General features: G+C 39.5%; 21 protein-coding genes and 2 tRNA genes. 12 read left to right on the top strand and 11 right to left on the bottom strand.

Annotated features, from left to right (window positions below):
* Position 1: 1 nt before the first annotated feature.
* From dcd to ACSSWA_RS02645, 3 genes are all read left to right on the top strand, one after another.
* Positions 2 to 550, top strand: coding sequence for a dCTP deaminase (gene dcd, locus ACSSWA_RS02655; RefSeq protein WP_437355038.1), 549 nt, complete (start codon positions 2 to 4; stop codon positions 548 to 550).
* A 1-nt stretch (position 551) separates the two neighbouring features.
* A complete protein-coding gene (pyrF, locus tag ACSSWA_RS02650) occupies positions 552 to 1,343 on the top strand; it encodes an orotidine-5'-phosphate decarboxylase (protein WP_437355037.1) in 792 nt (263 codons plus the stop codon).
* A gap of 84 nt (positions 1,344 to 1,427) precedes the next feature.
* Positions 1,428 to 2,909 carry a DUF2851 family protein gene (locus ACSSWA_RS02645; protein WP_437355036.1) on the top strand — a complete coding sequence of 494 codons (1,482 nt, stop codon included), beginning with the start codon at positions 1,428 to 1,430 and terminating at the stop codon, positions 2,907 to 2,909.
* Position 2,910: 1 nt separating this feature from the next.
* On the opposite strand, the gene ACSSWA_RS02640 is transcribed toward ACSSWA_RS02645, so the two are convergent.
* The 5 genes from ACSSWA_RS02640 to ACSSWA_RS02620 form a co-directional block, all read right to left on the bottom strand.
* Positions 2,911 to 3,522 (bottom strand): bifunctional nuclease domain-containing protein, encoded by a 612-nt coding sequence (locus ACSSWA_RS02640; protein WP_437355035.1) that lies wholly within the window; start codon positions 3,520 to 3,522, stop codon positions 2,911 to 2,913.
* A gap of 2 nt (positions 3,523 to 3,524) precedes the next feature.
* Positions 3,525 to 4,496: an electron transfer flavoprotein subunit alpha/FixB family protein gene (locus tag ACSSWA_RS02635; RefSeq protein ID WP_437355034.1), complete on the bottom strand. Its 972-nt coding sequence runs from the start codon at positions 4,494 to 4,496 to the stop codon at positions 3,525 to 3,527.
* A 9-nt stretch (positions 4,497 to 4,505) separates the two neighbouring features.
* Positions 4,506 to 5,252, bottom strand: a complete 747-nt coding sequence (locus ACSSWA_RS02630) for an electron transfer flavoprotein subunit beta/FixA family protein (RefSeq protein ID WP_437355033.1) — start codon at positions 5,250 to 5,252, stop codon at positions 4,506 to 4,508.
* Positions 5,253 to 5,411: 159 nt separating this feature from the next.
* The gene (rpmB, locus tag ACSSWA_RS02625; protein ID WP_437355032.1) at positions 5,412 to 5,651 is read right to left on the bottom strand and encodes a 50S ribosomal protein L28; all 240 of its coding nucleotides are present in this window, start codon (positions 5,649 to 5,651) and stop codon (positions 5,412 to 5,414) included.
* A 79-nt stretch (positions 5,652 to 5,730) separates the two neighbouring features.
* Positions 5,731 to 6,219, bottom strand: a complete 489-nt coding sequence (locus tag ACSSWA_RS02620; protein ID WP_437355031.1) for a ferritin — start codon at positions 6,217 to 6,219, stop codon at positions 5,731 to 5,733.
* Between the two features lie 88 nt (positions 6,220 to 6,307).
* On the opposite strand from ACSSWA_RS02620, the gene mtgA reads away from it, so the two are divergent.
* Positions 6,308 to 7,015, top strand: a complete 708-nt coding sequence (gene mtgA / locus ACSSWA_RS02615; protein ID WP_437355030.1) for a monofunctional biosynthetic peptidoglycan transglycosylase — start codon at positions 6,308 to 6,310, stop codon at positions 7,013 to 7,015.
* On the opposite strand, the gene ACSSWA_RS02610 is transcribed toward mtgA, so the two are convergent.
* Together ACSSWA_RS02610 and ACSSWA_RS02605 are read right to left on the bottom strand one after the other, a co-directional pair.
* On the bottom strand, positions 6,993 to 7,352 hold the full coding sequence (locus ACSSWA_RS02610) for a hypothetical protein (RefSeq protein WP_437355029.1): 360 nt from the start codon (positions 7,350 to 7,352) through the stop codon (positions 6,993 to 6,995). The two genes, mtgA and ACSSWA_RS02610, sit on opposite strands and share 23 nt — an antisense overlap.
* Positions 7,353 to 7,438: 86 nt before the next feature.
* Positions 7,439 to 7,525 (bottom strand) — tRNA-Ser (locus tag ACSSWA_RS02605).
* A gap of 141 nt (positions 7,526 to 7,666) precedes the next feature.
* Between ACSSWA_RS02605 and ACSSWA_RS02600 the strand changes: the two genes are divergently transcribed.
* The 5 genes from ACSSWA_RS02600 to ACSSWA_RS02580 all read left to right on the top strand — a co-directional run bounded on the left by ACSSWA_RS02600 (position 7,667) and on the right by ACSSWA_RS02580 (position 9,348).
* Positions 7,667 to 7,754: transfer RNA gene (locus ACSSWA_RS02600), tRNA-Ser, on the top strand.
* Between the two features lie 24 nt (positions 7,755 to 7,778).
* Positions 7,779 to 8,024, top strand: a complete 246-nt coding sequence (locus ACSSWA_RS02595) for a GIY-YIG nuclease family protein (protein ID WP_437355028.1) — start codon at positions 7,779 to 7,781, stop codon at positions 8,022 to 8,024.
* A 132-nt stretch (positions 8,025 to 8,156) separates the two neighbouring features.
* Positions 8,157 to 8,402, top strand: a complete 246-nt coding sequence (locus tag ACSSWA_RS02590; RefSeq protein ID WP_437355027.1) for a GIY-YIG nuclease family protein — start codon at positions 8,157 to 8,159, stop codon at positions 8,400 to 8,402.
* A 125-nt stretch (positions 8,403 to 8,527) separates the two neighbouring features.
* Positions 8,528 to 8,725 carry a GIY-YIG nuclease family protein gene (locus tag ACSSWA_RS02585; RefSeq protein WP_437355026.1) on the top strand — a complete coding sequence of 66 codons (198 nt, stop codon included), beginning with the start codon at positions 8,528 to 8,530 and terminating at the stop codon, positions 8,723 to 8,725.
* A 221-nt stretch (positions 8,726 to 8,946) separates the two neighbouring features.
* On the top strand, positions 8,947 to 9,348 hold the full coding sequence (locus tag ACSSWA_RS02580) for a DUF1801 domain-containing protein (protein ID WP_437355025.1): 402 nt from the start codon (positions 8,947 to 8,949) through the stop codon (positions 9,346 to 9,348).
* Here ACSSWA_RS02580 and ACSSWA_RS02575 read toward each other — a convergent pair.
* From ACSSWA_RS02575 to ACSSWA_RS02565, 3 genes are read right to left on the bottom strand one after another with little or no spacing between them, the layout of a single operon-like run.
* On the bottom strand, positions 9,345 to 9,767 hold the full coding sequence (locus tag ACSSWA_RS02575; protein WP_437355024.1) for a hypothetical protein: 423 nt from the start codon (positions 9,765 to 9,767) through the stop codon (positions 9,345 to 9,347). The two genes, ACSSWA_RS02580 and ACSSWA_RS02575, sit on opposite strands and share 4 nt — an antisense overlap.
* 1 nt (position 9,768) lies before the next feature.
* Positions 9,769 to 9,981 (bottom strand): PGPGW domain-containing protein, encoded by a 213-nt coding sequence (locus ACSSWA_RS02570; RefSeq protein WP_437355023.1) that lies wholly within the window; start codon positions 9,979 to 9,981, stop codon positions 9,769 to 9,771.
* A 13-nt stretch (positions 9,982 to 9,994) separates the two neighbouring features.
* Positions 9,995 to 12,103 (bottom strand): prolyl oligopeptidase family serine peptidase, encoded by a 2,109-nt coding sequence (locus ACSSWA_RS02565; protein WP_437355022.1) that lies wholly within the window; start codon positions 12,101 to 12,103, stop codon positions 9,995 to 9,997.
* A 393-nt stretch (positions 12,104 to 12,496) separates the two neighbouring features.
* On the opposite strand from ACSSWA_RS02565, the gene ACSSWA_RS02560 reads away from it, so the two are divergent.
* From ACSSWA_RS02560 to ACSSWA_RS02550, 3 genes are read left to right on the top strand one after another with little or no spacing between them, the layout of a single operon-like run.
* Positions 12,497 to 13,783, top strand: a complete 1,287-nt coding sequence (locus tag ACSSWA_RS02560; RefSeq protein WP_437355021.1) for a Glu/Leu/Phe/Val family dehydrogenase — start codon at positions 12,497 to 12,499, stop codon at positions 13,781 to 13,783.
* Between the two features lie 52 nt (positions 13,784 to 13,835).
* Positions 13,836 to 15,536 (top strand): PEP/pyruvate-binding domain-containing protein, encoded by a 1,701-nt coding sequence (locus ACSSWA_RS02555; protein WP_437355020.1) that lies wholly within the window; start codon positions 13,836 to 13,838, stop codon positions 15,534 to 15,536.
* A complete protein-coding gene (locus ACSSWA_RS02550; RefSeq protein ID WP_437355019.1) occupies positions 15,533 to 18,730 on the top strand; it encodes a PEP/pyruvate-binding domain-containing protein in 3,198 nt (1,065 codons plus the stop codon). Before ACSSWA_RS02555 ends, ACSSWA_RS02550 begins: the two co-directional genes overlap by 4 nt.
* Here ACSSWA_RS02550 and ACSSWA_RS02545 read toward each other — a convergent pair.
* Positions 18,722 to 19,552 carry a metallophosphoesterase family protein gene (locus tag ACSSWA_RS02545; protein ID WP_437355018.1) on the bottom strand — a complete coding sequence of 277 codons (831 nt, stop codon included), beginning with the start codon at positions 19,550 to 19,552 and terminating at the stop codon, positions 18,722 to 18,724. The two genes, ACSSWA_RS02550 and ACSSWA_RS02545, sit on opposite strands and share 9 nt — an antisense overlap.
* Positions 19,553 to 19,565: the final 13 nt, after the last annotated feature.

Genomic DNA, 19,565 nt, shown 5'->3' with positions numbered 1-19,565 from the left:
TATGATACTTTCGGATAAAAAAATTCTGGAAGAAATTGAAAAAGGGAATATCGTAATTGAGCCGTTCAAGCGCGAAAATCTGGGCTCGAACAGTTACGACGTTCATCTCGGTAAATGGCTCGGCGTATATAAAGACGATATCCTCGACGCAAAAAAGCACAATGAAATAGAACTGTTCGAAATACCCGATGACGGATTCATACTCCTCCCTTCTAAACTCTATCTCGGAGTGACGGAAGAATATACAGAGACATATAATTATGTGCCATTCCTCGAAGGGAAGTCGAGCATAGGGCGTCTCGGCATTGATATACATTCCACGGCGGGCAAAGGAGACGTGGGCTTTTGCAATACGTGGACGCTCGAAATAAGCGTGAAACAACCCGTCCGTATTTATGCGGGAATGCCGATAGGGCAGATTATCTATTTCAAATTGGACGGAGACGTGGAAATTTCCTACGATAAAAAATTATCCGCCAAGTATAATAAGCGTACTGAGTTTCCTGTGGAATCGATGATGTATAAAAATTTCAAAAAAAATAGAGAATAATATGACGGCTCTGGAAAAATTAAATAATAAATTAAAAGCGGGTTTGCATATCTGCGTCGGTTTGGATACGGATATCTCCAAAATACCGGAGTATTTTAAAAAAGAACCTAATCCAGTTCTGGCTTTCAATAAGACGGTAATAGAAAATACTAAAGATTACACCGCTGCATATAAAATTAATTTTGCATTCTACGAAAAGGACGGAATAGAGGGAATAAAAAATTTAATCGAAACAATAAAACTTATACCCGACGACCTGCTAATTATCGCAGACGCAAAAAGGGGAGATATCGGTAATACTTCCAGAATGTACGCTGAATCGGTTTTTAATTATTTCAATTGCGATGCGGTTACTCTTCATCCTTATATGGGCTTCGATTCGCTTCAGCCTTTTTTCGAATTTGAGAATAAATTGAATTTTATACTTGCTTTAACATCTAATCCCGGCTCGGCAGACTTCGAAAAGCTCGAGCTTAAAGACGGAAGACTTTTATATAATGCGGTTATTGAAAAAGCAAACCAATGGAATACCCGCAATAACATCGGACTTGTGTTTGGAGCCACTAATTCTTCGGAGCTCCGCAAAGCAATCGATTCTTTCGGGGATATGCCGGTTTTATTGCCCGGCGTCGGAGCGCAGGGAGGAAGCTACGACGAGATAGTCTCGATATTCGGGAATGCGGGTAAGAGTAATTTTATTGTAAATGTCAGCAGGGGATTGCTCTATTGCGATTCGACTGATAGATTCCCGGAAACGTTGAGGGAGAGAATTCTGAGTTACGTCAATTTATAAAATTGTGGATTTTACTAAAATAAAATCTTAATTTTATAAGCGTTCGAATCTTCAGTTCATTCTCAATATAAAATTGGCGGACCAATGGGTTCAGAATCAAAATTTCACGAAGGGTTTCTCTACGAAGTCTGGCAGAAATTAGACCACAACACAATTCTAGAAACAATTAACGGAGAAGAAATTGCAGTGCTCGACTGCGGCGCTCTCAATCACGACTCTGCCGGACCTGACTTCAAGAATGCAAGAATCAGAATAGGCAATCTTACTTATGTGGGCGATATTGAAATCGATTACGACTATTCCGACTGGAAACTCCACGGGCACAATATAGATAATAAATACAACAGCGTAATCCTACACGTAACTTTCGAAAACAAAAATAATCACGGATACGTTTATACGAGAAGCGGGCGAAAAATACCGTCGATTACAATAGCAAGTTTAATCAACAGCGACGAAATTAAGAAAATTAAAGAAACACATCCCGAAGAAAAAAATGATATCTCCGGTATTTTGAAATGTTCCGCAGTGGCTGAAAACGCTCCTGTGGAATTACGCAATTCTCATTTATACAAATTGGGCATTGAGCGTTTTAATAAAAAATGCAATAAGATATACGAACGCCTGAAAGAAATTCAGTTTCTTAAAGACGCCGGAATTAAAGAACCGGTCGTTTCTTATGACCTTACTGAGGAATTTCAGAAAAGAGAGTTTCACCATAAGGATTTTCACAGCAAAGAAGTATGGATGCAACTTTTGTACGAATTATTATTCGAAGCTCTCGGTTATTCGAAAAATAAAAACCCGATGACTTCGCTTGCAAGAAAAGCCGATATCGAATTCCTTAAAAAAATCGAAAAGGACGGAGTAATTCTCCAAAAATTTGAATCGGCTCTGCTTCATATATCGGGATTGGCCGATTCTCTTCAAAAAGAACCTGATATAGATACCAAAGAATATCTTGAAAAGTCGGAGCTGTACTGGAATTCAATCAAGCCTTTCTATGACGGAGATTATTTGGAAAGCGCACAATGGCAGTTTTTCAGAATACGTCCGCAAAATTTCCCGACGGTCAGAATTGCCGGAGGCGCTCGAATTCTTTATCAGTTGTTGCATAACGATTTAATTGGAGTTATTACCAAAAAGATTAAAGAAATTCGCAATCTCGGAGTGCTTGTCAATTCGGTAAGATCTTTGTTCGTAATAAAGTCGGACGGTTATTGGAAGAGCCATTATGTATTGGGCGAGCGCGCATCAACAGATATTAAATATTTTGTCGGAGCATCGCGAGCCGACGAAATAATGATCAATGTTATTCTGCCTTATTTTGCTGTTTATTTTAAAATATACGGACACGAGCAATTGACCGATAAAATAGTTAAGACGTACGGAGTTTATGAGCAGCGCGCCGAAAACCAGATTATACACAATGTCGCAGACGCCCTCGGAGTCCAAAATAAGGTTAAAAAAACTGTCTACGCTCAGGGAATGATTGATTTGTTCAGGAATTATTGTTCGAAAAATAAATGTCTCGAATGCGAAATAGGAAAAGTAGTATTCGAATGATTTAATTTGTTCCTTTCAGCCGGTTTATTTCATCCCGCAGTTTAGCCGCTCTTTCGTAATCTTCTTTTTCAATCGCTTCGCGCAATTGGTCCTGCAATTCGGCTATTCTTCCTTCTTTCGATATCGGTCTTTTTTCGTGCATCGGTTTTGGCTCTTCGAATTCGTCTTCCTCTTCGGGATTAACGCCTTCCTCAACATCTTCGCTTGACGGTACGAAAGAAGCCAATCTCATAACGTCTTCGGATACATAGATGGGCGAGCCCGTTCTTACTGCCAGCGCAATTGCATCGCTTGGGCGGGAATCGATTTCGTGAGTAAGCGATGAAACCTCAAGTTTAATCTTGGCATAAAACGTATTGTCTCTTAGTTCGTCGATTAGCACCTCGGCGACTGTGGCTCCTAAATGGTCGAGAAGAATTTTCATTAAATCATGCGTTAACGGACGAGGCGCTTTTATCCCTTCGATTTCCAGAGCGATCGATTGAGCTTCGAAGGAGCCGATGATAATCGGCAATCGGCGCAATCCGTAAACTTCTTTTAATAAAAGGGCATAAGCCCCTCCCGTGGAGGGGCTGGCTGACAAACCTAATATTTCAACTTGAACTTTGTCCATACTCAATTATTCTTAATTTTCTTCAGTTCTTCTATCATAGCTGGAACAATCTCGAAAACGTCGCCGACTATGCCGTAATCGGCAACTTGAAATATCGGAGCGTCTTTGTCTTTATTTACAGCCACAATATACTTAGACGATCTCATGCCCGCAAGGTGTTGAATTGCACCTGAGATGCCGAGTGCGATATAAAGCGTGGGCGATACTGTTTTCCCTGTTTGACCTACCTGTTCGCTGTGAGGGCGCCATCCGGCGTCGACTACGGCGCGTGATGCGCCTGTGGCTGCGCCTAATAAATCCGCAAGCTCTTCGATAAGTTTGAAATTCTCAGGGGCTTTCATACCTCTTCCGCCCGAAACAATTATGTCGGCTTCTGCTACGTCGAGTTTTGTGTCTGATTTCTTAATCTCCACCACTCTTGTCTTGAGATTTAATTTCTCTGCATTTTGTACTTCGATTTCAGCGTCTTGTTCCGAAATTTTTTCCGCTTTAAATACGTTTGGTCTTAAAGTGAAAATTTTTCTGTCGGATTTAATTTTCACATCCGTCAAAGCTTTCCCGGCGTAAACCGGTCTGGTTGCAATTACTTCGTCGTTTTCAACTTTCCATTCGGTAACGTCGGTTACAATTCCGCAATCCAGTTTCGCCGCTATACGGGGCGCCAGATCCTTTCCCATTGCCGTAGATGAAAAGACGATTATTTGAGCGCCCGTTGCATTGATAAGTTCCAGAAGTAAATCCGTATAAGCGCTGGAAGAATAATTTTCGAGTTGTTCGTTTTTAATATGGTATAGTTTCTTCAGTCCGTAATTTCCGGCAAGTCTGGCATTTTCGACTTCGCCGCCGATTACAACACCTTCGATTTCCGAGTTCAAATTCTGAGATAGCTTGAATGCGGCAGAGACAGCCTCGTAAGAAGATTTTTTTATTTGTCCCTGTCGTTGTTCGAGAAATACTAAAATTTTATTTGCCATATCTCACCTTTAGATAACTTTTACTTCTTCTTTGAGCAGACGAATTAATTCCGGGACAGCGGAAGCGTCAGTGCCGATAATTCTTCCCGGTTGTTTTGCGGGCGGCTTTTTCATGCTTACCACTTCGGTATAATTCGATCCGGTCTCAGGAATTTTCTCTTCAATTGTTTTTTTCTTTGCCGCCATAATCCCTTTTAGCGAAGCGTAACGGGGTTCGTTCAAGCCTTTCTGAGTTGTTATAATTACGGGCAGTTCGGTCTCTACTACTTCGCGTCCGCCTTCGATTTCTCTTTCGGCTTTAACCTTATTACCCTCAATTTCCAACCCGACAACAACGGATACCGAGTTATAGCCGAGTAGTTCGGCGCACATCTGACCTACAACGCCGTTGTCGTAATCGACCGATTGCTTTCCAAAAAACACAATCTCGGCATTCTGAGCTTTAATTTCATTTGCTAAAGCTTTTGCTATCGAAAGGGAATCGTAAGTATCTTCTGTTTTGATCAGCACGGCGTTGTCAATACCCATTGCAAGAGCTTTCTTAATCGATTCTTTGTGATTGTCGTTGCCTAGACTGATTACAACAGTTTCTCCGCCTAATTTTTCTTTGGTCTTCAAAGCTTCTTCAACAGCAAATTCATCATACGGATTGACGACAAACGTAATGCCGGATGTGTCGATTGACTTATTATCCTGCCCGACACTGATTTTGGATGCCGTGTCCGGCACATGATTTAGACAGACGGCTATTTTCATTAATCCTCCTATTAATTCTATAGGATATTTAAATATATAATGGCAACTCGAAAAATCAAAAATCTATATTACTAAAAAATCCGTAATTAAGCATATTTAAAATAAAAAAGAGGCTAAAGAAAGCCTCTTTTTGAAATTCTTACAGGATAAGCTCCGGGATTATCTGGCTTTGATTTTACCGGATGTAATCAACTTAGCCAATTCGCCGGTGCCGTTTTTTGCCAAAGTTCTAAGTGCGCTTGTGGTCAATTTAACGGTAACAAATCTGTTGAGTTCTTTAACCCAGATTCTCTTCTTCTGCAAATTAGGCAGAAATCTTCTTTTGGTTCTATTGTGAGCGTGCGAAATGTTATGACCGCTTACGGGACCTACGCCTGTAACTTGACATCTACGCGCCATTTTTATCCTCATTATTCATTTATTATGAACTACAAATTTAATAAATAATTTCAATTAATAAAAGGATTTCGGTAAAAAACTATTGTCTTTTTCCGAGCTCGTTATCGAGAAAAAGAAGTCCGCTTTTCTGATCTCCGACAAATTTTAATTTTTCTACAATTGCAGTAGCGGATGCCACTTCTTCGACCTGTTCCGTTACAAACCATTGCAGGAAATTTGCGGTAGCGAAATCTTTTTCTTCTTCGGCTAATTTTGCCAGTTCGTTAATTTTGTTGGTAATGTGAATTTCATGTTTAAGCGCGTCTTCAAAGGCTTCCAGGGGAGTGTTCCAGTCGGTTTTCGGTTTGTCGAGCTGCTCGAGAACGACTTTCTTGCCCACTTCATTCACGTAATCGAATATCTTCATTGCGTGTCCGTATTCTTCAAACGATTGCTTTTTCATCCAATTGGCAAATCCCTGCCAGTTTTGAGCTTCAAAATACGCTGCCATCGACAAATAAAGATAGGACGAATAGAGTTCTTCTTTTATTTGATTATTAAGAGCTTTTGTCATTTTTTCTGAAATCATATTTTACCTCTTATTTTTGTTTAGTAAAAGAAAATTTTATCGTAAAAACAAATTTAACTAAATTTAGTTCATTTTTTGTGGAATATTTATGAAAATAATCAAGTTCACATTGAAATTCGTCGGATTGTTTACGGCGCTGAATCTGTTGATAATTTTTTTCTTCCGGTTTATTAATCCTGCGTCTACTGCCTTTATTAATAACGAACTGGGAACAGGCGCGTTATTAAAGACAGATTATTCGGAAAATTACTCGCCGGTAAAATTGTGTAATATTTCAAGGTATATGCAGTTGAGCGTTATAGCCTCCGAGGATCAACGCTTTTTCGACCATTGGGGTTTTGATCTTGATCAAATTCAAAAAGCTTTAAAAGAGAATAAAAAGCGGAAAATTACACGCGGAGCCAGCACAATTACAATGCAAGTTGCTAAAAATTTATTTTTATGGCGCAGTAAGAGTTTGATTAGAAAGGGAATGGAAGTCTACTATACGATTCTAATCGAATTGCTATGGAGTAAGGAACGAATTCTGGAAGTATATTTGAACAGCGCCGAATTGGGAAACGGAATATATGGCGTCAAACCGGCAGCTACAAAATATTTCCATACAGACCCCAAAAAGCTTAATGCAAGACAATCAGCTCTTCTTGCGGCAACTTTACCAAGCCCCAAAAAGAGAAATCCTTCCAGAACAACTCCTTATTTGCTCAGGAGACAGGGTGAAATAATAAGACAAATGAATTTACTCGGCGGAACGGAATTTATAAAAAGAAATGTTAATTGCTCGCCGGTTTTCTAACGTCAGTCAGCATAATGCACTGAATCAGCACCGATTCTATTTTTGAACCCTCCAATATCGGGGATGTATATTTAACTTGCTCCGATATATTATAAGAATAACTTTTTAGTACGTTATTGTTTATATCGTAGAAAATAATTTGAATAATACTGTAGCGTCTGGAAGGCTTATTAATTACGAAATAGGTCTTGGTTTTGTAGATTTTTTTGTCGATCGATTCGATTTTGATAGGAGGGTCGTGTTCTTCCAGCGCCCACACATAATAGTCTCCGTCGTATTTTTTAAGAGAGGAGGCGTCTATGTATAATTTACCGTCCCTGTAATTTTCAACAGGCACCCAATTTTCGTAGTCGGATTGTAATAGGGGAAGAATTATTTGTAATATATATATAAGTATTAGCACTAAGCATTCTTATAATTGAGCGGAAAGGGTGGGATTCGAACCCACGAACCGCTTACGCGGTTACACGCTCTCCAGGCGTGCCAGTTCAACCACTCCTGCACCTTTCCGTTTCAATACCAAGTATAATCGAGTCACAAATATATTAATTTTTTCAAATTATCACTATATATCATTACAAATTTTTTATTATCTTTACAGCCTAAATTATTGAGTTGTTCTTTATCACGTTGATCTTTTTGAGGAAAAGTGGAGAGGTGCCGGAGTGGTTGAACGGGGCGGTCTCGAAAACCGTTGTGGTGCTTTGCGCCACCGAGGGTTCGAATCCCTCCCTCTCCGCAAAGTAAAAACGGAAATTAAGGTATGTATTTTACATACATACTCCAAAGCCTTAAAGACCACCGTTACTATTACGGGAGCACTTCAAATTTAGAAGAACGACTAAAAACCCACAATGCCGGCAAGGTACGTTCCACGAAATCACGCAGACCATTAAAAATTATTTACTACGAAACATTCGATCGCAGAAGCGAAGCCTACAGACGCGAGCTTTTCTTTAAGAGCAAAGAAGGATATGAATGGCTCAAGAAAGAGGGGATAATACACTAATTCCAAAGTTGCAGTATAATCAAAGTTTTTAAGAAATTATCTAAGTTGTTACTGCGCCACCGAGGGTTCTGCGTAGCATCCTACGGAGAATCCCTCCCTCTCCGCAAAGTAAAAAAAAACGGAAATTAAGGTATGTATTTTACATACGTACTCCAAAGCCTTAAAGACCGCCGTTACTATTACGGGAGCACTTCAAATTTAGAAGAACGACTAAAAACCCACAATGCCGGCAAGGTACGCTCCACGAAATCACGCAGACCATTAAAAATTATTTACTACGAAACATTTGATAACAGAAGCGAAGCCTACAGACGCGAGCTTTTCTTTAAGAGCAAAGAAGGATATGAATGGCTCAAGAAAGAGGGGATAATACACTAATTCCAAAGTTGCAGTATAATCAAAGTTTTTAAGAAATTAAGCCTACTATGGCGCCACCGAGGGTTCTGCGTAGCATCCTACGGAGAATCCCTCCCTCTCCGCAAAGTAAAAACGGAAATTAAGGTATGTATTTTACATACATACTCCAAAGCCTTAAAGACCACCGTTACTATTACGGGAGCACTTCAAATTTAGAAGAACGACTAAAAACTCACAATGCCGGTAGGGTACGTTCCACGAAATCACGCAGACCATTAAAAATTATTTACTACGAAACATTCGATAGCAGAAGCGAAGCCTACAGACGCGAGCTTTTTGTGTAACATAGTTAATGCGTTAGGAAAGGAAATCCCTGTTTAATTCCTGTAATCCGGGATTTTGTTATTTGTGAGTACGAAATTTTGTAAAAAGATAACTGTTCTTGATAGTAAAAAAATATATTGAAAAGCAGTAATTGACTCTGAATTATGGAGGCGATCTCGTAATTATCAAATTGAATGTGATTTTAGTATATTAGAAGCTATACAAATTATACGTGATTCTTATGAGCGAATTAAAGACTAAACCTAATAAAAAGAGCGTCAAAAAATTTATCGACTCAATTGACGATGAGCGCAAGAAGAATGATTGTATGGAACTTCTAAAATTGATGGAAGAATTAAGCGGCGGCAAACCTGTAATGTGGGGAGATTCTATCGTAGGCTTCGGAAAGTATCATTACGTCTATAAGTCGGGAAGAGAGGGCGATTGGTTCAGAATCGGATTTTCTCCGAGGAAACAAAATATTGCAATATACTTAATGCCGTGCAAAGAAGAAAAAAATCTTGAGGGACTGGGAAAATATAAAAACGGCAAATCGTGTCTTTACATAAATCGTCTTTCCGATATTAATCTTAATATTCTTAAGAAAGTATTAAAGCGCGCTCTCAGTCTAACAGAACATTAAGTCTGATGCGACAAAATCTTCTCGATTTCAAAATTGCCGTCAAAGCCGCTGTAATTTTCTTTAAAACTGTTATATGTATTCAGACACCATTCCTTGGAGAGTTCGTTTTTTTCGGCGACAAGATTAAGCCAGTTTAATTCGTAAAGATGAATGTCGCCGTCGGACAAAGCGAGTTTTAGTCCGTCCTTAAAAAAAAGTTCGGCTATCTCTTTCTTCTCAAAACGAGGAGGTTCTTCAATTAGATATTCATTCTCCAATAAATCTTCCATTACTTCTTCGCAAAATTCTTCGCCGAATCCGAGCGTTCTGCCCAGAGATTTGAACATTAACTTTTCTTCCTCGCTCAGTTTTTTATCTTTGCCGATAAGTATCAATATTCCTTTCAAATAGTTGCTTCTGTCTATGAGGCTCAGTTCCAATTTATTTCCTTCTCTTATTGAAAAATTTATTTATTCTTTTTTTTATTTTTTTGTTTAGTTCCCTTGCCCATAAATATTCCGTGCCCAATATACTCAAACCGGCGGGAATTATTAAATATGCCGGCCCGGGAACAATGATCATTATAATCCCGATGATCAATAATGTTCCGCCTGCCACGCTAATTATTATTTTTTTTAGTTTTTTCTTTTTCATAATCTATCGGAATTTATTTGTAAATCGGCGTTAGATTCAGATTGTAAAACACAAACGACCACAAATCCGTATACAGGTCGATCGATTTGGAAACGCTGGTTCCCGCTCCGTGTCCTACTTTGGTCTCTATCCTGATTAAAATGGGATTATTCCCGGAATTGGCGTTTTGAAGCGCTGCCGCGTATTTAAAAGAATGCGCGGGAAACACGCGATCGTCGTGATCGGCGGTTGTGATTATCGTAGCCGGATATTTAGTCCCTTCTTTAATATTGTGCAACGGAGAATATTTTAACAGATACTTAAACTGTTCCGGATCGTCGCTCGAGCCGTATTCGGAAACCCATGCCCAACCGATTGTAAACTTGTGAAAACGAAGCATATCCATAACGCCGACCATCGGGATTGCAACTTTGAATAAATCCGGGCGTTGATTTATGACGGCTCCTATTAACAGTCCGCCGTTGGACGCGCCTTGAATTGCAAGCTTTTCTTGGGAAGTATATTTATTCTCGATTAGCCATTCTGCCGCCGCAATGAAATCGTCAAATACGTTTTGCTTTTTCTCCAACATTCCCGCTTTGTGCCATTCTTCGCCGTATTCGCTTCCGCCGCGCAAACACGCCATTGCAAAAACAAATCCGTTCTCGAGTAATATCAGTCGCGGAACCGAAAAGGATGGCAACATAGGAATATTAAAACCTCCGTAAGCATAAAGCAACGCCGGATTGCTACCATCTAATGTCAAATTCTTTTTGTGAACTACGAACATCGGAACTTTTGTACCGTCTTTGCTTGTGTAAAAAATCCTTTCGGTTACATAATCCTCAGGATTAAAATCTATTTTTGACCGGATAAAAATTTCTTTATTAAGCGAATTAGTATTTACTTTATAAATGGTGGGGGGATAAGTAAAAGAAGTAAATGTAAAATAAGTAACCGTATCTATTCTCGAACCGTTAAAACCGTAGACCGAACCGATTGCCGGCAACTCAAATTCTTTCAAAAATTTGCCTTGAACATCGTACACTTTGACAACGTCGCTTGCGTCTTTCATATAAATTACGAATATCTTATCTCCTATAATCGATGCTTGTTTTATAGGTTCCTCAGCTTCGGGGATGATTGTTTCATAATTGTCCGCATGAAAATCTTTCGGATCTAACTTAATGATTTTTTTGTTTGGCGCATCTGAATTCGTAATCAAATAAAATTTATCTTCAATTACGTCGAGAAATTCATATTCAGCTTTAAAATCGTCTATCAGTTTAATTAATTTTCCGTCGCTTCCCAGGTTCTTATACCATAATAAATTATTCGAAGACGAACCCTCGTATACGTTTATGATAAGGTAATTTTCGTCGTCTGTTACAATAGTCCCAAACAATCGATTCGGATTCGGGTCGCTGAGGATAAATAAATCCTGCGACTGCGGAGTTCCAATTTTATGGTAATAAATTTTATGAAATTCGTTCGAACTCTTGAGCTCTTTGCCTTTTTCAGGAGCGTCGTATCTGCAGTAAAAAAATCCGTATTTATACCAGGCGTTGTTTGTAAACTTAGCCCATCTGATTGTATCGCTTATGATCTTATTCGATTTTAATTCCATAATATAAAATTCACGCCAGTCCGAACCGCCTTTCGATATGCCGAAACTCATATAATTGTGATCTTTTGAGAAATAAAGACCGGTCAAGGAAACCGAACCGTCTTCGGAGAACTGATTTGGATCCAGAAGAATTTCTTCGTCCGCACCCGGCTTTTTAATATAATATACGTTTTGTTCCTGCAGTCCGTCGTTTTTTGAATAAATTAAATCGGCTCCTGCCATAAAGGGCGTAGTGTAACGTTCATAATTCCACAATTCTTTTAAGCGCGCGCGCACTTTTTCTCTATATGGAATCTTTTCAAGATACTTTTTCGTGAATTCGTTTTGAGCTTCAATCCATTGTTTCGTTTCGGGCGAATTCATTTCTTCCAGCCACCGGTAAGGATCGTCTACTATTGTCCCGTGGTAAATATCTTTGTGATCAATTTTTTTGGATTCCGGATAGTTGGCGTTTTGAGCAAAGTATGTCGCGGCGCAGAGAACCGTAAAGACTAACAGGTATAATTTTGTTTTCATGGCGAAGCTCTAATTTGTTACCCTAAGGATATAACTTTTATTAAAATACCGGATGAATCTAAAATATCCAAATCTTAGAATAAATTTAAATAGTTGTAATCGAATTAAAAGTATGTGCTTTTCTCAAAAAAAAAAGTAAAAAAAACGATTTTTTATTTTTTTATAGTAATTACCTGTAAGAACTAATTATTACAGGCAGAGCAAACAAGCATATTAACTAAATATGCCTATATAATTAGAAGTCAATAATTATTAAGAAAACGTACTGTGTGAATAAGATTGAGCGGAACGGATTTTGTTTGCTTAACAATATAAGCGTATCTATTTTTGATATATAAAGAAAAATGGGAAAACATAATCCCTTTATGAACATATTCAAATAGTGAGGTTTTTATGAAATCCAAAGAGTTTAATCCTTTTGAAATGGCTCAAGCTCAATTCGACAGAGTTGCCGAATTACTCAATTTGGACGAAGCCACTCGAGAATTATTAAGAAATCCTCTCAGGGAATATCATTTCAGTATCCCCGTTAAAATGGACGACGGAACCACAAAAATATTCAGAGGTTTTCGCGTTCAGCATAACGACGCACGCGGACCTTCCAAAGGCGGAATCAGGTTCCACCCCCAGGAAACAATCGATACGGTAAGAGCTCTTGCAATGTGGATGACCTGGAAATGCGCCGTTGTTAATATTCCATTGGGCGGCGGAAAAGGAGGCGTTATATGCGACCCGCATCATCTGAGCATGAAAGAACAGGAACAAATCTGCCGAGGATGGGTAAGACAAATGGCCAAGAATGTAGGACCCGTTAACGACGTGCCGGCGCCGGACGTAATGACAAACGCCCAGCATATGCTCTGGATGCTCGACGAATATGAAATTATTACCGGAGGCAAATACCCCGGATTCATTACTGGAAAACCGGTCGGTATGGGCGGCTCTTTGGGCAGAACCGAAGCTACCGGATACGGCGTTATCTTTACGTTGAGAGAAGCGCTGAAAGAAATGAATATAAAACCGGAAGAAACTCTGGCTTCCGTGCAAGGATTCGGTAACGTTGCTCAATATGCTATCGAATTGTATACTCAACTCGGCGGTAAAGTAATTGCGGTTGCAAGCTGGGACGAACAGGATAAATGTTCATACACATTCAGAAAAATGGACGGCATCAACCGCCAGGAATTGCTCGGTATTACGGATAAATTCGGCGGTATCGATAAAACAAAAGCCAAAGAACTCGGATATGAAATTTTAGAAGGCGATGCTTGGATCGAACAGGACGTTGACATATTAATTCCCGCCGCGCTCGAAAATCAAATTCATGCCGACAATGTAAATAAAATAAGTAAACGAGTAAAAATTATTGCCGAAGGCGCTAACGGTCCTACTACCATCGAAGCCGATAAGGTAATTCAGGAACGAAATATATTTGTAATTCCCGACTTCCTCGCAAATGCCGGCGGAGTTACTTGCAGCTATTTTGAACAGGTTCAGTCGAATATGAATTATTACTGGGAAAAAGAAGAAGTATTGGCAAAGCTCGACACTAAAATGACGAACGCTTACTTGGCGGTGAGCGAGCTGGCCCGGAACAAAAAATTATATATGCGCGATGCAGCGTATGTGATTGCAATTAACAGAGTGGCTCAGGCTTGCAAAGACAGAGGCTGGGTATAATCGAATATTAATAATTTATAATAGAGCCGGGCAGAGCCCGGCTTTTTATTGTATGGAGAAGGCGTCAAAATACTTTCCCGATAATTCTTGCGTAAAAATAGGCGAGGGTAAATCGGGAGGCAAAGCCGTGGGATTGTTGACAGCAGCTTCCATACTTCCCAAAATGAAATATATTCCTCCCGCTATTAATCTGTTCGTTCCCGGAATGGTTATAATTGCATCAGACGTTTTCGACAAGTTTATAGAACGTAATAATTTATTGGAATACGCAATAAAGGAAGACGACGAAAGATATCTTATAAAAAAATTTATTGATTCCGTTTTCCCTAATGAATTTCTTGGAGAGCTTTACAATATTTTACACGAAGCCAAATTTCCTCTCGCTGTCAGATCTTCCGGAATGTTGGAAGACTCTGCTGACGAGCCATTTGCGGGCATTTACAAAACTAAAATGATTAATCCTCTGCCGGGCGCGCCGGAATTGCGTTTTAAAAGACTTATAGATTCGATAAAATTCGTTTACGCATCGGTCTATTCAAACGCGGCAAAAAATTATTTCTCTCTTACCGATCATCCGATCGAAAACGAAAAGATGGGAGTAATAATTCAAAGGGTCGCAGGTGAAAAACATTACAATCGATTTTATCCTGATTTTTCAGGAGTAGCTAAGTCATATAACTTTTATCCGTTTGGCAATGCTCGACCGGAAGATGGAATTGTTCATCTTGCTTTGGGACTCGGAAAAACTATAGTTGACGGAGATATAGTTTGGTCATACTGCCCGAAATATCCCAGACGTTCGCTACCGTTTAAAAGCGTTAAAGATATGCTTAAGCTGACTCAAAAAAAATTTTGGGCTATTGATATTAGCCCGGGCGTAAAATATGACCCTCTTAAAGAAACGGAATTTTTATCGCATGAAGAATTGGAGACGGCTGAATACGATAACGTGCTTAAAAATATTGTATCGACATACATACAGGACGACGATAAGATTGTAATAGGCGCAGGTAAGGATGGTCCGCGTATTATAAATTTTGCCCCTTTGATAGAATTGAATATGTACGGATTTAACGATTTCATTAGGAATCTACTGGGATTCTGCGAAGAAGAATTTAACGCGCCTGTAGAGATAGAGTTCGCTTGTTGGCAGGATAACAAAAAGAGTATTCTAAATTTCGCGTTTTTACAAGTACGTCCGATGAAAAAATACACAGATGCCGTGAGTTTCAATGAGCCTGACGAGGATACCGACAAAATTCTGCTAAAATCGGGAAAAGTTTTGGGACACGGTAGCTTTGATGAAATCAGAGACATAATAATTGTGAAAAAAGATAATTTTGATATTAAGAACTCACTTACCATCGCAAGCGAAATTTCACAAATGAACAAAAAATTTATAAATGAAAATAAAAGATATTTGTTGATTGGTTATGGCAGGTGGGGGAGCGCTGACCCCTGGCTCGGAATTCCCGTGGAATGGTCGGACGTTAACGCAGCAAAAGCAATTGTGGAAATAAATCTGGAAAATTTCAGTGTGGAATTCAGTCAGGGTTCTCACTTTTTTCATAATATGTCGAATTTGGATGTTTATTATTTTTCATTAAATTATGACGCCGATTATATCGATTGGAAATGGATTGATCTGCAAACAACGGTTGAAGAATTGGAATTTGTAAAACACATTAAAACGGAAAATAATTTAGTAATTAAGGTCGACGGTAAAAAAGGGAAAGGAGTAATTCTGAAATGACTGCGGAAAATAAACCTATTGAAAATTTAATGACAGAATTGCAGGAAAGGGCGAAAGAATTAAATTGTCTCTATACAATCGAAGATACATTGAATCGGTCGGAAATTTCTCTGAGACAGGCTTTCCATACGGTAATCGATGCCATCCCGTCGGCTTTTCTCTACTCGAATTATTGCAAAGCCCGGATTATATACGGAGACATTGTATATCAAACCGAGGAATTTACCGAAAGCAAATGGAAAATATCCGAGGATATAAAAGTACAGGATAAAGTTGTCGGACGTATCGAAGTCTATTACATTGAAGGCGTGCCCGCTAAAGACGGCAGCCCATTCCTGAAAGAAGAAATTCGTCTTATCAGAACGATTGCCGACAGGCTGGGACATTTTATACTTCATAACAAATTGAAAAACGTTATTAACGAACTTCAAACCGTTCGTCAGTCGGTCGGCAAAACCGCGCGAGGAGAGTGGAAGGTGGTGCTCGATATGATACGCAAGACCGACCCGAACCTTTTCATGAGTTTAATGCGGAAACTTCTCCATCTGTTGTGCTGGAAAGGCGTTGAAGAAGCCGAACTGCTGATGAAACATACTAGTATTGCGCGCAAAATTAAAATCGGTTTGAACGACGATGTCGAAAAAGAAGACGAAAATAAACCTACCAAAGTAGAACGTATCGTTAATTACGACGAATATGTCGATACGATACAACGACTTGCAGACGAGAATTTGCCAGACGAAGTTATCTTGAGTAAAATCCAGAAATGGATTCAGGAGGATAAATCGAGCGCTCTGATTAAAGTAGTAGATAATCAGGATACTTCGTTAACGGAGATAGCGGAAGCGCTCAGAAAATATTACCATCTTGCTCCCGAGAAATTCGAGCTCCCACCGCAAACTATCAAAGGATTACGGGTATCTTTGCTCCGCAGGTTTTTTACGGATCAATTGAGCTTCATTTCGATAGCAAAAGAATATGTAAAACTGACGGACTTCTATAAACTGATTGATAAAATGATATTCCCCCCGCAAAGTCACGGCAAGCTCGGAGGGAAAAGCGCCGGTCTTTTTGTTGCTTCCCATATCTTGAGAAAAGAAGCGTCAAACAATGAATTATTGAAAAATATTAAGGTGCCCAATACATGGTATATTACTTCAGACGGAATCCTTAATTTTATGCAGCATAATAACTTAGAGGAAGTACTTGAACAAAAATATAAGGAAATTGAGGAGGTAAGAATTGAATATCCTCATATAGTGCAGTTATTTAAGAATTCCGAATTTCCGCCGGATATTGTTAAAGGCTTGTCGGTTGCGCTGGATGACTTTGGTGATGTTCCGCTTGTGGTACGCAGCTCGAGTTTGCTTGAAGATCAAATGGACGCCTCGTTTTCGGGTAAATATAAAAGCTTGTTCCTGGCAAACCGGGGGAGCAAGGCAGCGAGGCTCGCGGCATTGATGGATGCCATCGCCGAGGTATACGCGTCAACTTTTAGCCCCGATCCGATTGAATACAGAGCGGAACGCGGACTGCTCGATTTTCACGAAGAAATGGGGATAATGATTCAGGAAGTGATCGGAAAGCGAGTCGGAGATTATTTTATACCGGCATATGCCGGAGTGGCTTTCAGCGTCAATGAATTCAGGTGGTCGCCCAGAATTAAAAGGGAAGACGGTCTTTTGAGAATTGTGCCGGGTCTCGGCACAAGAGCAGTCGACAGATTGAGCGACGATTACCCGATTTTAATCTCGCCCGGTCAACCTTCAATCAGAGTAAATGTTACACCGGAAGAAGTAATCCGTTATTCGACAAAGAAAGTCGACGTTATCAATTTAAAGACGAATGAATTTGAAACGATTGATCTCGAAAAATTAATTAAAGAAATTAAAAAAGATTATCCTGCTTTCGAACAGGTTTTTTCGGTACTCGACGGAGGCATGATTAGATTGCCATCAATTATGGACAACGATAATTGCGATTATGTCGTTACGTTCGAAGGTCTTTTTACGAAAACGGATTTTCTCAGGAAAATGGATTCGATTTTAAAAACTTTGCAGACGAGAATGAAAACTCCGGTAGATATTGAATTTGTTTCCGACGGCAACGATTTGTATTTGTTACAATGCAGACCCCAAAGCCGTAGCCGTGAGACTGCAGGCGACCCTATTCCGAAAGATATTCCACAGGAAAAAATCCTTTTCAACGCAAAAAAATTTGTTTCAAACGGTAAGGTGCCGGAAATAACTCACGTTGTTTATGTCGATCCCCAGAAATATTCTGAATTGTCCGACAGAAACAAATTACTGAAAGTAGGCAGAGTTATCGGGAAATTGAACAAAATCCTTCCGAAACGAAAATTCATTTTACTCGGGCCTGGCAGATGGGGAAGTCGAGGGGACATTAAACTTGGCGTGAGCGTTACTTATTCGGATATAAATAATACAGCCATGTTGATTGAAATTGCTCGTAAAAAAGGGAATTATATTCCGGACGTTTCATTTGGCACTCACTTTTTCCAGGATCTTGTCGAAGCAAATATTAAATACCTGCCGCTCTATCCTGACGACCCGGGGATTATTTTCAACGAAAAGTTTTTTAATGAATCGAAAAATATTTTATCGGAAATATTGCCGGAGTACTTTTATCTGGAAGATACAGTAAAAGTAATTGACGTGCCCGCTTCAAAAGAAGGGATGATTTTACGGGTATTGATGAATGCCGATCTGGAAGAAGCAGTCGCGATATTTACCGACCCGACAAATGAAGTCGTCAGCGAAACGGAATTAAATACAACAGTCGAAAATTACAGTCCAAGCGACCACTGGAGATGGCGGCTTAAAATGGCTGAAAATCTCGCAAAGGAATTGGACGCCGAAAAGATGGGAATAAAAGGAATTTATTTGTTCGGCAGCGTGAAAAATGCGATCTCTGGTCCCGGCAGCGATATCGACCTTATTATTCATATCGACGAAAATAAGTGTCCGCGCAAAGAATTGGAAGCCTGGCTCGAAGGTTGGAGTTTATGCCTTAGCCAAATTAACTATATGCGTACGGGCATTAAAACCGAAGGTCTTCTCGATATACATTTTATTACCGATGAGGATATAAAAAATAAAACAAGTTATGCCGTTAAAATTAACGCATTAACGGACGCCGCTAAACCTCTAAAAGTGATTGAAAAATCAAATTAAGATTCTTTTCGCTTCTTGCGGCGACGACGGGTCAAATTTTATAATCGAGAGTTCCGGCTTATGAAAAGCGGCGTTAAAGCAATAAGTTTTGCCGATTCTATCGCGCCACGCGCCGCTTAATTGCGAAGATTCGTGAAGGTGACCGTGCAACGTAACCAAAGGCTGTTTTAATTCTATTAAATTACGAACCGCAATGCTTCCCGCATGTTTGTCCGTTTCCACGTAATCTATTAATACCGGTCTCACTAAATCGAGTTTTGTATTGTACGGTGGAGTATGAAAAAGAATTACGGATTTTGAAATGTCTTTGCCGCCGAGATAACTTTGAAGATCTTCTTTGATTGTCGAGTATTTGATGTCGTATTGGCTCCGATCTGTTGAAAAATAACCTTCTTCTGGCGGTATGATGCCGGGGTCGGTATATCTGGAAATATCATACTTGTCCCAGTCTTTCATTCTGAATGGCGTCGGCGGTACGTAAGAATATCCGTAGAAATCATAATCTTCAACGGATACTTTTTTCAGGTTCAAATAGTAAATTAGATTTTCATTTGACAATTCCACAAAATCTTTTTCGAATTTCTTCGGGTCGTCGTTGCCCAAGATAACTAAGAATTCCGGAAACCCGCTTCTGAGATTTTTTTTCAAATCGATAAGCTTCTGTTTGAAATAACCGGATATAAACTGATTATCGGAAATTCCGTGAGGGAGAAGATCTCCGCCCATTAGTACGACATCGGGTTTTTCTTTGATGATTTCTGCAAATAATTTTTCGTATCTCTCCCGCCGTCCGTGTAAGTCCGATACGTGAAAGCAAATCAAAGCCAAGCCTATT

This window comes from Melioribacter sp. Ez-97 (genome assembly GCF_051488665.1).
Classification (GTDB): Bacteria; Bacteroidota; Ignavibacteria; order Ignavibacteriales; family Melioribacteraceae; genus Melioribacter.
The sequence above is the reverse complement of the archived record's forward strand: the minus strand, read 5'-3'. Positions and strand labels throughout refer to the sequence as shown.

Coding starts and splice junctions, on each gene's coding strand:
- pyrF (WP_437355037.1), top strand. CDS start 552: ATGACGGCTCTGGAAAAATTAAATAATAAATTAAAAGCGGGTTTGCAT.
- ACSSWA_RS02560 (WP_437355021.1), top strand. CDS start 12,497: ATGAAATCCAAAGAGTTTAATCCTTTTGAAATGGCTCAAGCTCAATTC.
- ACSSWA_RS02595 (WP_437355028.1), top strand. CDS start 7,779: ATGTATTTTACATACATACTCCAAAGCCTTAAAGACCACCGTTACTAT.
- ACSSWA_RS02590 (WP_437355027.1), top strand. CDS start 8,157: ATGTATTTTACATACGTACTCCAAAGCCTTAAAGACCGCCGTTACTAT.
- ACSSWA_RS02585 (WP_437355026.1), top strand. CDS start 8,528: ATGTATTTTACATACATACTCCAAAGCCTTAAAGACCACCGTTACTAT.
- ACSSWA_RS02630 (WP_437355033.1), bottom strand. CDS start 5,252: ATGAAAATAGCCGTCTGTCTAAATCATGTGCCGGACACGGCATCCAAA.
- rpmB (WP_437355032.1), bottom strand. CDS start 5,651: ATGGCGCGTAGATGTCAAGTTACAGGCGTAGGTCCCGTAAGCGGTCAT.
- ACSSWA_RS02550 (WP_437355019.1), top strand. CDS start 15,533: ATGACTGCGGAAAATAAACCTATTGAAAATTTAATGACAGAATTGCAG.
- dcd (WP_437355038.1), top strand. CDS start 2: ATGATACTTTCGGATAAAAAAATTCTGGAAGAAATTGAAAAAGGGAAT.
- mtgA (WP_437355030.1), top strand. CDS start 6,308: ATGAAAATAATCAAGTTCACATTGAAATTCGTCGGATTGTTTACGGCG.
- ACSSWA_RS02570 (WP_437355023.1), bottom strand. CDS start 9,981: ATGAAAAAGAAAAAACTAAAAAAAATAATAATTAGCGTGGCAGGCGGA.
- ACSSWA_RS02580 (WP_437355025.1), top strand. CDS start 8,947: ATGAGCGAATTAAAGACTAAACCTAATAAAAAGAGCGTCAAAAAATTT.
- ACSSWA_RS02565 (WP_437355022.1), bottom strand. CDS start 12,103: ATGAAAACAAAATTATACCTGTTAGTCTTTACGGTTCTCTGCGCCGCG.
- ACSSWA_RS02555 (WP_437355020.1), top strand. CDS start 13,836: ATGGAGAAGGCGTCAAAATACTTTCCCGATAATTCTTGCGTAAAAATA.
- ACSSWA_RS02620 (WP_437355031.1), bottom strand. CDS start 6,219: ATGATTTCAGAAAAAATGACAAAAGCTCTTAATAATCAAATAAAAGAA.
- ACSSWA_RS02640 (WP_437355035.1), bottom strand. CDS start 3,522: ATGGACAAAGTTCAAGTTGAAATATTAGGTTTGTCAGCCAGCCCCTCC.
- ACSSWA_RS02645 (WP_437355036.1), top strand. CDS start 1,428: ATGGGTTCAGAATCAAAATTTCACGAAGGGTTTCTCTACGAAGTCTGG.
- ACSSWA_RS02635 (WP_437355034.1), bottom strand. CDS start 4,496: ATGGCAAATAAAATTTTAGTATTTCTCGAACAACGACAGGGACAAATA.